Genomic DNA, 14,511 nt, shown 5'->3' on the forward strand with positions numbered 1-14,511 from the left:
ACCGGCGGGCGCGAGCCCGCCGGTGCAGTCCCGCCGGCGAGAGAGGAGTAGAGATCATGCCCGGACGCAGGAACAGTTCGCTCAAGGACCCGGAGCTCTACGAAGAGCTCCGCGACGACGGCGCATCGAAGGAGAAGGCCGCACGCATCTCGAATGCGGCGGCGAGGGATGGACGCAGCGCCGTCGGCAGACGCGGCGGAGAGCACGGCGAGTACGAGGACTGGACGGTCTCGGAGCTGCGCGCCCGCGCCAAGGAGCTGGGCCTGTCGGGCTACAGCCGCATGCGCAAAGAGAAGCTGATCTCCACGCTCAGAGACCATTAGGTTCGCCCCCGTGGCCCGATTCGGCATCGAAGAGGAGTTCGTGCTGCTCGAGGAGCAGACCCTCGTCCCTTCGGGCATGAGCGTCGAGGTGCGCGACGAGATCCTGCGTGAGGTCGGTCCCGGTCTGACCGCGGAATATCTCACGTGCCAACTCGAATCGGCCACCGCGCCCGCGACCACCACCGAGCAGGCAAGGGCGGATCTGCGGCGCACCCGCAGCCGTCTGGGCAGCGCCGCCGCTGCGCACGGCGCCATCGTCGCCTGCTCCGGCACGCCGTTCATCTCTCCCAACCGCTTCGCCGTCTCGTCGTCTCCCCACTACGACGCGGTCTCGGCCCAGCTCGGCGAGATCACGCGCGAGCATGAGGTGAACGGGGTGCACGTGCACGTCGAGGTCGACGGCGACGAGGAGCGCGTGCGCGTGCTCAACCGCATCCGCGCCTGGCTGCCCACCCTGCTCGCACTGACCGGCAATTCCCCCTTCACGCACGGCCGGGATTCCGGATTCGCCAGCTGGCGCAGCATCCTGATCCACCGGCTGCCGTCGTCGTGGAGCCCTCCTCATTTCGAGGACCTCGACGACTACCGCACCCGCATAGATCAGCTCATCTCGATGGGCGCGATCGCCGATGCCGGCTCGCTGTCCTGGACGGTGCGGCTGTCGGAGCGCTTTCCGACGGTCGAGGTGCGGGTGTTCGACGCGCAGCTCGATGCCGAGGACACCCTTCTCGCCGCCGCCCTGTGCCGCGGCATCATGACCAGCGACGCCTTCGACACATCGTCGCCGATGCCACTCGACGTGATCGACGCCTCACTGTGGACGGCGGCGCGATTCGGACCGGATGCACGACTCGTCGATCCGCTCACCGGCGAGGTCTCCTCCGTCCGCAGCATCAGCGCGAGCCTGCTCGACCGCCTCACCCCGACCCTCGAGCGACTCGGCGACGCCGACTTCGTCGCCGAGGGGCTCGCACGCATCGCGACGGACGGCACCGGGGCGCAGCGCCAGCTGCGCGCCTACGCCGAGAACGGCACGGCCGGGTTGCGCGACCTCTACCTCGAGGGCACTGCGACGCTCTGACGCGCGCGGAACAGCGGCTCCGCCCCGGCTGTCCCACGGCGGGAGTAGTGTCTGGCTGTGGCCACCTCCCGCTTCGCCCCGCTTCAACGTCTGGTGATCTCGGTCGCCGTGCTCGCCTCGTTCGTGACGTTCCTCGACGGGACGGTGGTGACCGTCGCGCTGCCCGCGATCAGCAGGGAGCTCGGCGGCGGCATCACGACCCAGCAGTGGGTGGTCGACGCCTACCTGATCACCCTCAGCGCGCTGATCCTCCTCGCGGGCTCGCTGTCCGACGCCTACGGCCGGGTGCTCGTGATGCGCATCGGGTTGATCGCGTTCGGTGTAGCGTCGGTCGCCGTGGCGGCCGCGCCCGATCCGCTCATCCTGATCATCGCGAGGGCCGCTCAGGGGGCGGCCGGCGCCCTGCTGGTGCCGAGTTCGCTGGCGCTGATCACGGCGACCATGCGCGCCGACGTGCAGTCACGGGCGATCGGCACCTGGACGGCGTTCACGACCGGTGCACAGCTGGTCGGACCGCTGCTGGGCGGGCTGTTCGTCGACTTCCTGTCCTGGCGCTTCGTGTTCCTCATCAACGTGCTCCCGATCGCCGTCACGCTGGTGCTGCTGTCGCGCCTGAAGCTCGCCGAGAAGCCGAGCGGCGTGAAAGTCGACTGGCTCAGTGGCGCCCTCTGCGCGATCGGCCTCGGTGCGGTCGTGTTCGCGCTGATCGAGCAGCCGAACCTCGGCTGGCAGTCCCCCGCGATCTGGGTGCCCGGCGTCGCGGGCGCGGCCCTGTTCGCGTGGTTCCTGGTGCGCCAGCAGCGTTCGACCGCCCCCCTCATGCCGCTCTCGCTGTTCCGCGTGCGCGACTTCGCCTGGGGCAACGTGGCGACCCTGTTCGTATACGCCGCCCTCTCGCTCAACGGCTTCGTGGTCGGCGTCTACCTGCAGCAGGGCGCGGGGCTCACCGCCACCGCCGCGGGACTCGCCAGCCTGCCGCTGACGATCCTGATGATCCTCCTCAGCTCGCGCGCCGGATCGTGGGCGGGCAGGTTCGGGCCGCGCATCTTCATGACGGTCGGACCCATCGTCATGGCCGCGGGGGCGCTGCTCCTGCTGACGGTCGCCGAGAGCTTCGACTACTGGTGGCAGGTGCTGCCGGCCATGATCGTGATGGGGCTCGGTCTGTCGCTCACGGTCGCGCCGCTCACCTCGGCGATCCTCGGGGCCATCGACGAGTCGCGCTCCGGCATCGCATCCGCCGTCAACAACGCTGTGTCCCGTGTCGCGGGCCTGCTCGTCGTGGCGATGCTGTCGACCATCATCGGCGGCACCCTCGATCTCGCGGGCTTCCACAACGCAGCTCTGGTCACCGCGAGCCTGCTCGTGCTCGGTGGCGTGGTGTCGTGGATCGGCATTCGCCGCAACCCTGCCGAAGACGCGCCCGCCGAGTCGGTCGACGGAGCCCCCACACCGATCGGTTGACCGTGTCGGCGGCCGGGCGCAGACTGAGATCACCGCCCGAGCATCCGGAGGTCCCTCGTGAGCAGCACCCCGTCTCCCCTTCCGCCCGTCGTCGATGCCGAGACGTGGCGTCGCGATCTCGAGGCACTGCGTGTGCGCGAGAAGGCGGCGACCCGTGAACTCGACGCAATCGCCGCGCAGCGGCGCCGTCTGCCGATGGTGCAGCTCGCGCCGTACACGCTCGTCGGTGCCGAGGGCCCGCTGCCTCTCGCCGAGATCTTCGGCGAGCACCCGCAGCTCATCGTGTACAACCACATGTGGTCCGACGGCAACGAGTGGCAGTGCCCCGGCTGCACCGGGTTCACCTCGCAGTTCACACGGCTCGACGTGCTCGAGCGGTACTACGACGCACGCTTCGTGATCGTGACGAACGGACCGATCGACGAGGCCCTGGCGTATCGCGACCGGGTCGGCAACCGGATGGACTGGTACTCGAGCGCCGACAGCACCTTCGGCACCGACATGGATGCCGGGCCGAACGAGGGCTTCGCGGTGAACGTCCTGCTGCGCGACGGTGACACCGTGTACCGCACGTGGCACACGAATGGCCGCGGCACCGAGCGGCTCAGCCACCTGCAGGGGCTGGTGGACATCCTCCCGTACGGCCGCCAGGAGGAGTGGGAGGACTCCCCTGCAGGATGGCCGCAGCACGGCACGTACGATCAGGGGATGGGTTCGAAAGAGATCGCCGCACTGTACGGAGCCGGCAGCTGAGGCGCGTGACGGCCGCGGTGGTCGCGACACTGCTCGCCGTCGCTCTGCCCGGGTCTCTCGCGGGCTGCGCGGCGGCCGCGCCACCGACGGCACCGGATGCCGCGAATGCCGCTCTCCCGCCGGCGGGCGCCGCCCCCGACTACCAGCTCGGCGGCGGCTACGAGCCGGCAGACGGCGTCGGCATCGTGGGCCGTGATCGATCGGACGAACCGGCGGACGGGCTCTACTCGGTCTGCTACGTGAACGGGTTCCAGACGCAGCCCGGTGAACTCGAGTCCTGGCCGAGCGACCTGCTGCTGCAGCGCGACGGCGAGCCGGTGTTCGATCCGGACTGGCCGGATGAGGCGCTGCTCGACACGTCGACGGATGATCGACGTCAGCGCATCGCCGAGACCGTCGGGGGCTGGATCGAGGGCTGCGCGGAATCCGGTTTCGATGCGGTCGAGTTCGACAACCTCGACTCGTACACACGGTCTGATGACGCGCTCGCTCTCGACGACAACCTCGCCCTCGCGGCACTCCTCGTCGACGTCGCCCACGCCTCGGGGCTCGCGGCCGGGCAGAAGAACGCGGCGGAGGATGCGGTGGTCCTGCACGAGCGCGCCGGGTTCGACTTCGCCGTCGTCGAAGAGTGCGCGGTCTACGAGGAGTGCGGCGTCTACACCGCCGTCTACGGCGATGCCGTGATCGACATCGAGTACAGCGACGAACTCCCGCGGTCGTTCGACGAGATGTGCGCCGATGCGGACTCCCCCGCCTCGATGGTGCTGCGTGACCGAGACCTCGTCACTCCGGATGTCGAGGGGTACGTGTTCGAGACCTGCCCGTGACCGTCGCCGCGCGAAGGGCGTGAGTAGGCTGACCCCGTGAGCATGACGGGGGATCACGAGGGGGCGGGTCATGACACCGCCCCGCCCGCGCTGTCCGCGCGCGCGATCATCGCGCGGTGGGGTCGGGCGCTCCTCGACGTGCCCCGCGGAATCTGGATCGCCGCGGCGACGGCCATCGCCGTCCTGATCGTGGTGGGCGTGACGGGCGGTTTCACCCGGGCCACAGTGCACCCGCCCGAGCTCGGCGTCGGTGACGAGGCGCGCATGTCGACCTACGCGATCACGGTGCTCGGCGCCGAGATCGCCACGGAGATCGAATCCGAGTACCTGAGCGCCGACCCGGGTGAAAAGCTCCTCGTGATGACGACGCGCATGGAGAACCTGACGGATGCGCCGATCGGCGTCGGCACCACCGCCGACCGCACCGCCACCAACATGATCAATATCCCTGGCCCACTCCTCGAGCTGGCGGATGCGACGGCGGCCGACGACTCCGTATCGGTCTGGCGCGCCGACGGCTCGGCCGGACAGGTGATCCTCCAGCCGGGCGTGCCGAGTCAGGTCACCTTCGCCTGGACCGTGCCGGAGGAAGCACTCTCGGACGGCGAGGTCTCGCTCGACGTGCACGAGGCGGAGGTGCGTCGCGGAAGAGTGCTGATCTCGTCGACTGCGGTCAGCTGGCGCGCCGCAGAAGTCGGCGCGCGCATCACCGTCGCCGCGGAGGCTGCGCGATGAAGCGCGCTCGCTCCTGGATCCTCGGCGGCGTGCTGCTGCTCGCTGCAGGAGCGCTCACCGCCGTCACCCCCGGCGACGACGCGGTGATCGGCCCCCTTGTGCTGCGCGGCGCGGTCGGCGAGGCCGTGCAGTCGCGCTCTCTGATCGCGACAGCGACCGACGCGACCTTCACCGACGAGGTCGCCGTCCCTGCCTCCGACTGGAGCGCAGCGGGCAACTGGCTCGTGGTGAGGGTCACCGCCTCGGCGCCCACCACCGAGGCGGATGCGGCGATCCAGCTGGCGGCGCTGGTGATCGGCGACCGCGTGTTCCACTCCAGCGAGCGGGTCGCGACGACGCTCAAGGGCGCACCGCTGCGGGTCGGCACGGACACCGAGGGTATGCTGGCGTTCGAGTTGCCTCCCGACGTCGTCGCGGGAACTGCGGAGCTGCGCCTGACCACCTCGTACTACACGGCCGAGCTCGACGACCTCATCGCCATATCCCTCGCGCTGGACGACCTGCCGCGGGTTCCGACCCTCGACATCCAAGCCCCCGCATGGAGCACTCCGTGAGCTGGTGGCGCAGGCAGCGCACGGCGCTGATCGCGCTCGCGGCCGCCGCTGTCGCGATGGTCGCGGTCACGGTCTGGCTCGACATCCTGCCGAGCGCGCGACCGACCGACCGGGTCATCGAGGCCGATACGAGCGTCGACATCGCCGGGCAGACCCTGACACTCGGCGCTACCGAGTGGGGCGAGTTCGAGGCTCCGTCGGGCTCGCGCACGCTCAGCGTGCGGTTGTCGTCGAGCGGAGGTTTCGACGCCTCGCTCTGCGGCCGGTCGACACTCACCGAGCCGGACTCATCGCACACCTGGATCAGCTCGCGAAAGGGCCTCGATGTCTCGTCCGACGGCGGCGAGAGCTCATGCACCGTCGAGACGGATGCGTACCGCATCCTGCTCGTCTTCCTGCTTCCCGACGACGTCGACGGGCCGTTCCGGCTCGACATCGAGGGCAGCGACGACGATCTGGCCCGGTTCGACATCGACCCCTGAGGGGCGGGTGTCGAGCTCTGACCGAGGTCGACCGAGTACCCCGTCGTATGCGGTCACGACGATCGCGACCCTGAGCGGCTCGGTCACGGCAGCGACCGCCACCGTCACCAGAGGGAAGAAGCCGGCCCAGAACGATGCCTCGTGGCCGCCGATCAGCTGAAATACGGCGCGGGTCCCGGCCTGCTCGGCGAGCGCCCAGGCCGCGTAGGAGAGGGCATAGGCGCCGTAGAGCAGCGGTCCTCCCCGCCAGATCACGGCGACGGCGGCCCACAGCCCTTCCAGGCGCATCACCAGGGTGCGCGCGACGCTCATCGCCGCGCTCCGCGCCGCGCCTCGCGCCGCCGCGCCGCGCCAGCGCCCGAGAGAGGGGGTGGAGTCGAAGGTGGTGCCGAAGATCACGCCTGCGACCGTCAGCCAGGCCGCAGGGACGATGAGGGCCGCGACCAGGATGCCGACGACCCAGGCCGCTCCCTCCCACACGATCGCGACCGGGGCGAGATTGACGGCGAACCAGTCACCGACTCCCCGCAGCCAGCCGACCGCCTCGCGCTGGGAGAACCAGTCGAGGACCCCCGACCACCAGCGGGCGACGAACATGAACAGCATGAACGTCCACAGCGCCTCGGCGTACGTCGCGAGGATGATCGTCCAGCGTGGCAACCGTGCGGCGTAGCGGGCGAAGAGCAGACGCGCGACGAAGGCGACGAGAAGCACGGCGACCGGAAGGACGCCGACCGCGATCAGGCCGCCTCGGTCGCCGCGCTCAGCGGGATCGTATCCGACACCCCCGACCGCGAGCGAATTCGCGATCTGGAAGAACTCGATCTGATCGGCGTCGAGCAGGCCCCACGCCGTGTAGAACGCGAAGAAGGGCAGGATCGCGGTCAGCGTGGCGGAGGCGAACTCGCGGATGCCTCCGGCGTCCTCCCTGCGGCTGTGCGGCAGCGACGGCCGCACCGTCAGGTACATCGCGACGTACGAGACGAGTCGAGCGGCGACCGCGAGCGGCAGCAGCAGCAGACCGCCGAGTGTGGTGTGGCCGCCGACGAAACCCGCGAGCTCGATGAGCACCCGGTGCAGAGCCTCTCCGCCGAGGTACCACGCCATGAGCGCGGGCCAGTGCCCGGCGACGACGCGCGCGAAGATCCGGAAGGCCTGCGACATGTGCCCTACCGTAGCGGGTCGCACGACGGGGCCGCGGCCTGCTTCTACCGGTGGAAGGGGCACCCGCCGGAGGCCGAGACCGAGCGCGAGGCCGAGCGCACCCTGCCCCCGGAGCGGGGTTTGGTGGGGAGGCGGCGGCGGTTCACGTCGAGCCCCTCGTCGAGGATCCGCAGCTCGGGGTCGCTGAGCACCGCGACCGCCGCGGCGAGCCCGGCGATCGCGAGCTTCTCGCCCGGGCAGCGATGCCCCGTCGCGACATCGGCACCGCCGTGCGGCACGAAGGCGGCGAGCGCTTCGTACTCGCCGCCGACGTCGCGGAATCGCTCGGGATCGAAGTGCTGGGGTCGGGCCCAGGATCGCTCGTCGGTGTTCGTCCCGAGCAGGTCGAGCACGACGCGTCCGCCCGCTTGCACTCCCTGACCGTCGAGTTCGACGTCGGCGATGGCCCACCCGGGGAGCATCGGCACGAACGGGGAGAGTCGGCGCACTTCCTGAGCGAACATGACCGCCAGCGGGCCGCTGACGAGCGCCCCGCGCTGGGCGGTCTCGGCGGCGATGCGCTCTCGCCACTCCGGACGCTCCTGCAGGTCCTTGGCGGCGAAGGCCACGAACCTCGCCACCGCGATCATCGGGCGGATGCTGTTCTGCAGCTCCACTCCGGCGATGCGGGCGGGCAGCAGCGCGCCGTCGCGGTCGCGGTGGTGCGCCCACTCGTGGAGTGCGGTGCCGGGTTCGGCCGTCAGCGCACCGTGCCGGACCGCCTCGATGAGCCGCGCGGAGTGACGATCGGACCACCAGCGGTTCACCAGCGCGGCGATGTACTCGGGAGAGTACGGGGATCCGAATCCGTCGACGATCTGCGCGAGACGTCCGGCCCACCGCGTCTTCGCCGCCGGGGTTCCCGGCACGCCGGCCCAGCCCATGATCGCGCGACCCAGCGCACCGACCGCGGCGTCGTAGGCGGTGCGGGTGCCTCCGTCGAGCCATGCCTGCCGCTCGCTCTGCCACTCGCGCTCGAGCCATGGAGTGAGCCGCTCGACCTGCCCGTCGTCATACGCGACGTCGACGAAGGTCGCTTTGCGGTGCGCATGGTCGTCGCCGTCGAGACTGTGCACCGAGCCGTGTCCGAACAGGCTCTCCTGCACCAGAGCGGGCATGGCCCCGGAGCGCGCGATGCGGCTCTGGTCGTAGAAGAGCTCGACGCCCTCGACGCCACGCACGAAGACCGCATCCCTGCCGAGCAGGCGCAGGGGCGCGGATCGCGCTCCCCTCCCCACCCTCCGCCAGATGCGGGGACCGAAGCCGTACCCCCGGGTGAGCAGTGCGGGGGCGTCATCACGTGCCAGGGCGCCGAGTCTGCGCGCGGCACGGGCGGTGGTGTCGAGGAGTGCCATGGCCCGACGATCTCAGACGAGCGCGCGCCGCTCCAGGGGGAGGCGCGATCGCGGAGCCTGTGGTAGATGGGGCTGTGGCAGCACTGGTCACGGTCGTCAACCCCCTGGGAGCGAGCGGGGAACGCACCGCACCATGCAGTGAGGATCACCGCAGACAGCCCGCGTCGGGGCGGGATCGACGACAGCACGACGCGACCGAGATCAGGAGTCGAGATGGCGAAGAACGTACGCACGATGGACTGCACCCCGGACGACGTCTTCCGGGTTCTGGGAGACGGCTGGCTCTACCCCGCGTGGGTCGTCGGCGCGTCGCGCATGCGCGATGTCGACGAGACCTGGCCCCAGCCGGGTGCCGAGCTGCACCACTCGGTCGGGGTCTGGCCGGCGCTGCTCGACGACACGACCGTCGTCGAGGAATGGGATCCGCCGCACCGCATGGTGATGCGGGCCAAGGGCTGGCCGATCGGCGAAGCGCGGGTCACCCTGCGCGTGCGCTCCTACGGCGGCGGAACGATGGTGCGCATCGACGAGGAGCCCGTGAGCGGCCCGGCGACGCTGCTGCCGGACCTGCTCACCGCCCCGCTGCTGCGGTGGCGCAATTCCGAGACGCTGCACCGGCTCGCCTACCTCGCCGAGGGACGCGCCGACTGATCTGCGCCGGCTGACCGTCACACCGCATCGGGCTGCAGCACCACCTTGATGCAGCCGTCCTCCTTGCGCTGGAAGGTCTCGTACAGCTTCGGGGCGTCGTCGAGCGGCGCCGTGTGCGTGGTCAGATCCATCACTCCGAGCGGATCCGCGAGATCCTCGACCAGGGGCATCAGATCGTCGACCCAGCGCTTGACGTTGCACTGCCCCATGCGCAGGCTGATCTGCTTGTCGAACATGGTCTTCATCGGCAGGATGTCGGCGTCGCCCGCGTACACGCCGCTCAGCGACACCGTGCCTCCGCGGCGCACGACATCGATCGACGAATACAGCGCGGCGAGGCGATCGATGCCGGCCCGGTCGAAGATCTGCCGGGCCGCCGCATCGGGGAGCAGGCCCACCGCCTTCTGCACGAGCGAGACACCGGGGTTGCCATGCGCCTCCATGCCGACGGCGTCGACGACGGCATCCGCACCTCTTCCACCCGTGAGATCTCTCAGCTCGTCGACGATGTCGTCGCTGAGATCGAAGACCTCCGCGCCGTGGCGTGCGGCCATCTCGCGCCGCTCGGCGACCGGGTCGACGGCGAGCACGCGGTAGCCGCGGTGCGCCCCGATCCGCGCCACGAACTGCCCGACCGGGCCCAGACCCATCACGGCGAGCGTGCCGCCGTCCGGGACGTCCGCGTACTCCACGCCCTGCCATGCGGTCGGCAGGATGTCGCTGAGGAACAGGTAGCGCTCATCGGGCAGATCCGAGGCGACCTTGATGTGGTTGTAGTCCGCGAGCGGCACACGCAGGTACTCGGCCTGCCCGCCGGGCACCTGGCCGTAGAGCTTGGTGTAGCCGAAGAGCGAGGCTCCGCTGCCGTACTCCGTGACCTGGGTCGTCTCGCACTGCGACTGCAGGCCGCGCAGGCAGAAGAAGCAGTGGCCGCAGGAGATGGTGAAGGGCACCACGACGCTGTCGCCGACGGCCAGGTCCTTCACCGCGCCGCCCACCTCGACCACGACGCCCATGGGCTCGTGGCCGAGGATGTCGCCGCGGTCGAGGAACGGCCCGAGCAGCTCGTACAGGTGAAGATCCGACCCGCAGATCGCCGAGGACGTGATCCGTACGATCGCATCCGTCGGATGCTCGATCACGGGATCCGGCACCTCCTCGACCGCCACGGAACGGGTGCCCTGCCAGGTGAGTGCCTTCATCGTGCGTCCTCCTCGTCGTTTACCGGGCTCCCAGACTCCACATCCGTCGGCGGATCGGCACAGAGGGTTGACAGACGCTCGACCCGGGTGCTGACATCACGCCACGCGCACTGATCCTGAGAGAGATCGCAGCCCGACACGTCGCGATATATGGGAGGCTGGAGTACCGCCAGTGATCATCGAGATCGCACCGCTGGACACGGGTTGCGTGGCGAATTGAGGAGATCACGATGGGCAAGCTCGTCTACGAAGGAAGCGTCAAGGCCGAGATCGAGGACCGCGCGCTGACGCACCTGCAGTTGGTCATCACCACCAAGCTCCGTCGCGGTGAGCCGTTCTCGTTCACCTGGCGCGAGGACATGAGTGTGGGCGGCGGACGCACGACCGTGTGGGTGCACGCCGGCAGCTCGCTCGTCTTCCGCTACAGCGGCAGCAGGCAGCCCTCGATCAACCGCAACTGGATCGAGGCTCTCGCGTTCACCGCGAATGCCCCCAGTGGCCTCTACCTGGTGCCGGAGCCCACGGAGCCCGCCTCCGCACCGACCACGAAGGCGCCGACCCCGGCCCTCGCCTGACGTCGTCCCGACGATCCGCTCGCAGTTCTGCGGGTCGCCGGAGCACGTGTCTGCGAGGCGGGAGAATGGCATCATGGCCTCGAACTCCCCCCGGCGACTGCTCGCCTCCGTGCGCAGAGTGCTGCACACCGACCCGTCGGCCGTGGCCCTCACCGAAGCCATGCCCGTCATCGACGAGCGCACGGTCCCGCGCGTGCTCGACCTCGCCACCCGCATCGGCGAATCGATGTTCGGAGTGGGCGCGTCGGCGCACGAGGTCACTCTCGCCATCACACGCATCTGCGCGGCGTACGGCATGCGCGATGTGCAGGTCGACGTCACCTACAACTCGATCACCGTCTCGTTCCACCTGAGCGGCGAGGTCTGGCCCGAGACGCTCGTGCGCGTCGTGCGCGTCGCCGCCCCCGATCACGCGAAGCTGCAGCGGGTGCAGGCACTCGTCGCCGACATCGGCGACGGACTCGATCTCGAATCCGCCCGCGTCGCCTTCAAAGCGCTGCGTCGGCTCCCGTTCCGCTACCAGCAGCCCGTGGTGATCGTGGCCAGGGCGCTGCTGGCCGTCGGCGTCAGCATCATGCTGGGAGCGTCGCCGATCGTCGTCGGCCTCACCTTCGTGGCCGCTCTGTGCGCCGCTCTGACCCAGGCCGGCCTCGCCCGCATCAGGGTCCCCCTCTTCTTCAGCCAGATCGCCGGTGGCTTCGTGACGACGGTGGTCGCCGTCGCGGTGTCGGCGCTGGGCTCGGCCGGCATCGAGCCGTTCGTCGGCATCCGCCCCTCGATCATCGTGGCGTCCGGAATCGTGCTCATGCTCGCCGGGCTCACGGTGGTCGGAGCCGCGCAGGATGCGATCGACGGCTTCGCGCTCACCGCGGGCGGACGCATCCTCGATCTCACGATGCAGACGCTCGGCGTGGTGATCGGCATCCTCGTCGGGCTCGAGCTCGGCAAGGTGTTCGGCTTCACCATGGGGCTCCCCGACGACCCCGCCCCGTTCGGCCCGCTGCTGAACCAGTTCACGGGCGCGATCATCGTGGCGGTCGCGGTCGCCGTCTTCAACGGCGCGGGGCTCAGGATCATCCTCGTGAGCGCCCTGCTGAGCGCGGTCACCATCGCCGGCTACACGGCGATGACCGGCCTGAACCTGCACCCGGCTGCGGCGAGCGCGATCGGCGCGCTGGCCTCGAGCTTCATCGGCATGCTCATCGCCCGCAACCTGCATGTGCCGTCGGTCGCCGTCACGACCGCCGCCATCGTCCCCCTGGTGCCCGGTGTCGCGGTGTTCCAGGGGCTGCTCGAGATGGTGCACGCCGTGGGGACGCAGAGCGGCGTCGTCGGCACCGGCGGATCGCTGATCGGCGCCGCGGTGATCGGGATCGGACTCGCCTCCGGCGCGTCGCTCGGCCTCTACCTGGGCACGCCGGTGCGGGCGACGCTCAGCAGCGTCGCGAAGACGCGGGCGCGCGTCCGGCGCTGAGCCCGGGCGGTCAGTCGGCGGTGCCCGCGTACATCTCCCCGACCGGCACTGCCACCGGCAGCACGTTGCCCGGCTGCGCCAGAGGGCAGGCCCATGCGGGGTCATAGGCGCAGGACGGGTTGTAGGCGAAGTTGAAGTCGAGGATGATCGTGCCGCGGTCGGCATCGGATCCGAGGTCGGCGCCCTTGATCGTGTCGATCAGGTAGCGGCCGCCCCCGTAGGTGCCGCCGGGGCGTCCGGCCAGTGCGTCGCGCACCGGGATGAAGAGTCCCCCGCCGTAGGTCGTCAGGCGCCAGATGTCGAGCGAGCCGGTGTCGGGGATCTCCACCCGGCCGACGCGTTCGAACGGCACGACGCCGTCTGTTCCGGTCGCGAAGTCGAAGCCGCCGGGGTCGGCGGGCAGGATCGGCAGTTCGAACCGCCACTGCGGATCGTACGAGGCGATGGGCAGCCCCTCGAACAGGGCCCTGTCGCCCGCGCGCAGCGGGGTCGCCGGGTGGTGCAGCATCAGATCGTCGCGTTCGATGCGCCAGAGCTCGTGCGCCTCCTCCGGCGATTCCGACTGCCGGACGGCGTCGTACAGGGCGAACACACGGCGTCGCCAGTCGACGACCTCGGCGGCGGTGCGGGCTTTCGTGAGCGTCATGGGGTTCAGGCTACGCGCCCGGCCTGTCGGATCGCTCAGGTTCGCGGTCCGACAGGCGTTCGACGCTCAGGCGCCGGTGCGCACCGTCTCGAGCGAGGGGTAGTCGGTGTAGCCCTCACCGGTGCGGCCGTAGAACAGCGCGGGCCGCGGCTCGTTGAGCTCGGCGTCCTGACGCCAGCGCTCGACCAGGTCGGGGTTGGCGATCACGGGGCGGCCGACGGCGACGGCATCCGCCCATCCGTCGACGACGAGGCCCTCGGCCTCCTCCCGGCTCGTGACGACGCCGAAACCCGAGTTGATGATCAGCGGTGCACCGAGCGCGCGGCGGATGCGCTGCACGAGCTCGCCTGTGGGGGCGGCGCTCAGGATGTCGACGAAGGCGAGGCCCAGCGGGCGCAGCCCCTCGGCGACGGCGAGGTAGGTGGCGAGCGCGTCGGCGTCGTCCTCCTCGAGGACGCCCTGGATGTTGTGCTGCGGCGACAGGCGGATGCTCGTGCGGTCGCCGCCGACGGCCCCGGCGACCGCCGTGGTGACCTCGATCGCGAAGCGCGCACGGTTCTCGGGCGACCCGCCGTACCGGTCGTCACGGACGTTCGACTCGGGCGAGAGGAACTCCTGCACGAGGTAGCCGTTGGCGCCGTGCACCTCGACGCCGTCGAGACCTGCGGCGATCGCGTTGCGTGCGGCCTGCACGAACTGCTCGACCACCTCGGGGATCTCGTCGAGGGTCAGAGCGTGCGCGACCGGCATGTCGACCTTGCCCTCGGGAGTGTGCGTCTGACCGGGAGCCGCGAGAGCGCTCGGCGCCACCACGCGGGGCTCGCCGGAGATCGCGGGGTGCGACACGCGACCGCCGTGCATGAGCTGCATCACGATCGTGCCGCCTTCGGCGTGCACAGCATCGGCGATGCGACGCCAGCCCTCGATCTGCGCGGGCGTCACGATGCCGGGCTGCCCGGGGTACGACTTGCCTTCGGCCGCGGGCCACGTGCCCTCGGTGATGATGAGGCCCTGCCCCGCGCGCTGACGGTAGTACTCCACCATCGTCTCGGTGGGCACACCCGCATCGTCTGCACGGGTGCGGGTGAGCGGCGCCATGACGACGCGGTTGGACAGCGGAAGGGCGCCGAAGGCGGCGGGCTCGTAAAGACTCACAGTGAGGGTCAAGGCGCGTCGCGTGGTT

Annotated in this window: 15 protein-coding genes; 10 read left to right on the forward strand and 5 right to left on the reverse strand. The window is 70.3% G+C overall.

What is annotated here, in order from left to right; translation table 11 throughout:
* Positions 1-56 precede the first annotated feature (56 nt).
* Genes DXT68_RS13950 through DXT68_RS13980 form a run of 7 tightly spaced genes read left to right on the forward strand, consistent with a single transcriptional unit; the run spans position 57 to position 5,740 of the window.
* Entirely contained in the window at positions 57-323 is a 267-nt protein-coding gene (locus DXT68_RS13950; RefSeq protein WP_045254126.1) for a DUF7218 family protein, read from the forward strand.
* A gap of 10 nt (positions 324-333) precedes the next feature.
* On the forward strand, positions 334-1,404 hold the full coding sequence (locus tag DXT68_RS13955) for a carboxylate-amine ligase (protein WP_045254127.1): 1,071 nt from the start codon (positions 334-336) through the stop codon (positions 1,402-1,404).
* A 57-nt stretch (positions 1,405-1,461) separates the two neighbouring features.
* Positions 1,462-2,868: an MFS transporter gene (locus DXT68_RS13960; protein WP_045254128.1), complete on the forward strand. Its 1,407-nt coding sequence runs from the start codon at positions 1,462-1,464 to the stop codon at positions 2,866-2,868.
* A 57-nt stretch (positions 2,869-2,925) separates the two neighbouring features.
* Positions 2,926-3,621 carry a DUF899 family protein gene (locus DXT68_RS13965; protein WP_045254129.1) on the forward strand — a complete coding sequence of 232 codons (696 nt, stop codon included), beginning with the start codon at positions 2,926-2,928 and terminating at the stop codon, positions 3,619-3,621.
* A 5-nt stretch (positions 3,622-3,626) separates the two neighbouring features.
* Positions 3,627-4,451: an endo alpha-1,4 polygalactosaminidase gene (locus tag DXT68_RS13970; RefSeq protein WP_045254130.1), complete on the forward strand. Its 825-nt coding sequence runs from the start codon at positions 3,627-3,629 to the stop codon at positions 4,449-4,451.
* 36 nt (positions 4,452-4,487) lie between these two features.
* On the forward strand, positions 4,488-5,186 hold the full coding sequence (locus tag DXT68_RS13975) for a hypothetical protein (RefSeq protein ID WP_156149295.1): 699 nt from the start codon (positions 4,488-4,490) through the stop codon (positions 5,184-5,186).
* A complete protein-coding gene (locus DXT68_RS13980; RefSeq protein ID WP_045254132.1) occupies positions 5,183-5,740 on the forward strand; it encodes a hypothetical protein in 558 nt (185 codons plus the stop codon). Before DXT68_RS13975 ends, DXT68_RS13980 begins: the two co-directional genes overlap by 4 nt.
* 350 nt (positions 5,741-6,090) lie before the next feature.
* Here the strand turns inward: DXT68_RS13980 and DXT68_RS13985 are convergent, their stop codons facing one another.
* Together DXT68_RS13985 and DXT68_RS13990 are read right to left on the reverse strand one after the other, a co-directional pair.
* Positions 6,091-7,386 carry a hypothetical protein gene (locus DXT68_RS13985; RefSeq protein WP_045254133.1) on the reverse strand — a complete coding sequence of 432 codons (1,296 nt, stop codon included), beginning with the start codon at positions 7,384-7,386 and terminating at the stop codon, positions 6,091-6,093.
* 44 nt (positions 7,387-7,430) lie between these two features.
* Positions 7,431-8,780 carry a cytochrome P450 gene (locus tag DXT68_RS13990; RefSeq protein WP_045254134.1) on the reverse strand — a complete coding sequence of 450 codons (1,350 nt, stop codon included), beginning with the start codon at positions 8,778-8,780 and terminating at the stop codon, positions 7,431-7,433.
* Positions 8,781-8,993: 213 nt separating this feature from the next.
* Between DXT68_RS13990 and DXT68_RS13995 the strand changes: the two genes are divergently transcribed.
* Positions 8,994-9,431 carry an SRPBCC family protein gene (locus DXT68_RS13995; protein ID WP_045254135.1) on the forward strand — a complete coding sequence of 146 codons (438 nt, stop codon included), beginning with the start codon at positions 8,994-8,996 and terminating at the stop codon, positions 9,429-9,431.
* Positions 9,432-9,448: 17 nt separating this feature from the next.
* Here DXT68_RS13995 and DXT68_RS14000 read toward each other — a convergent pair whose 3' ends face one another.
* Positions 9,449-10,633, reverse strand: a complete 1,185-nt coding sequence (locus DXT68_RS14000; RefSeq protein WP_045254136.1) for an alcohol dehydrogenase catalytic domain-containing protein — start codon at positions 10,631-10,633, stop codon at positions 9,449-9,451.
* Between the two features lie 230 nt (positions 10,634-10,863).
* Between DXT68_RS14000 and DXT68_RS14005 the strand changes: the two genes are divergently transcribed.
* Positions 10,864-11,208: a DUF7882 family protein gene (locus DXT68_RS14005; RefSeq protein ID WP_045254137.1), complete on the forward strand. Its 345-nt coding sequence runs from the start codon at positions 10,864-10,866 to the stop codon at positions 11,206-11,208.
* A gap of 73 nt (positions 11,209-11,281) precedes the next feature.
* The gene (locus DXT68_RS14010; protein ID WP_045254138.1) at positions 11,282-12,682 is read left to right on the forward strand and encodes a threonine/serine exporter family protein; all 1,401 of its coding nucleotides are present in this window, start codon (positions 11,282-11,284) and stop codon (positions 12,680-12,682) included.
* 10 nt (positions 12,683-12,692) lie between these two features.
* Here DXT68_RS14010 and DXT68_RS14015 read toward each other — a convergent pair whose 3' ends face one another.
* Positions 12,693-13,328, reverse strand: coding sequence for a DUF1684 domain-containing protein (locus DXT68_RS14015; RefSeq protein WP_045254139.1), 636 nt, complete (start codon positions 13,326-13,328; stop codon positions 12,693-12,695).
* A 66-nt stretch (positions 13,329-13,394) separates the two neighbouring features.
* Positions 13,395-14,483 (reverse strand): alkene reductase, encoded by a 1,089-nt coding sequence (locus tag DXT68_RS14020; RefSeq protein ID WP_045254140.1) that lies wholly within the window; start codon positions 14,481-14,483, stop codon positions 13,395-13,397.
* Positions 14,484-14,511: the final 28 nt, after the last annotated feature.

This window comes from Microbacterium foliorum (assembly GCF_003367705.1).
Taxonomy (GTDB): domain Bacteria; phylum Actinomycetota; class Actinomycetes; order Actinomycetales; family Microbacteriaceae; genus Microbacterium; species Microbacterium foliorum.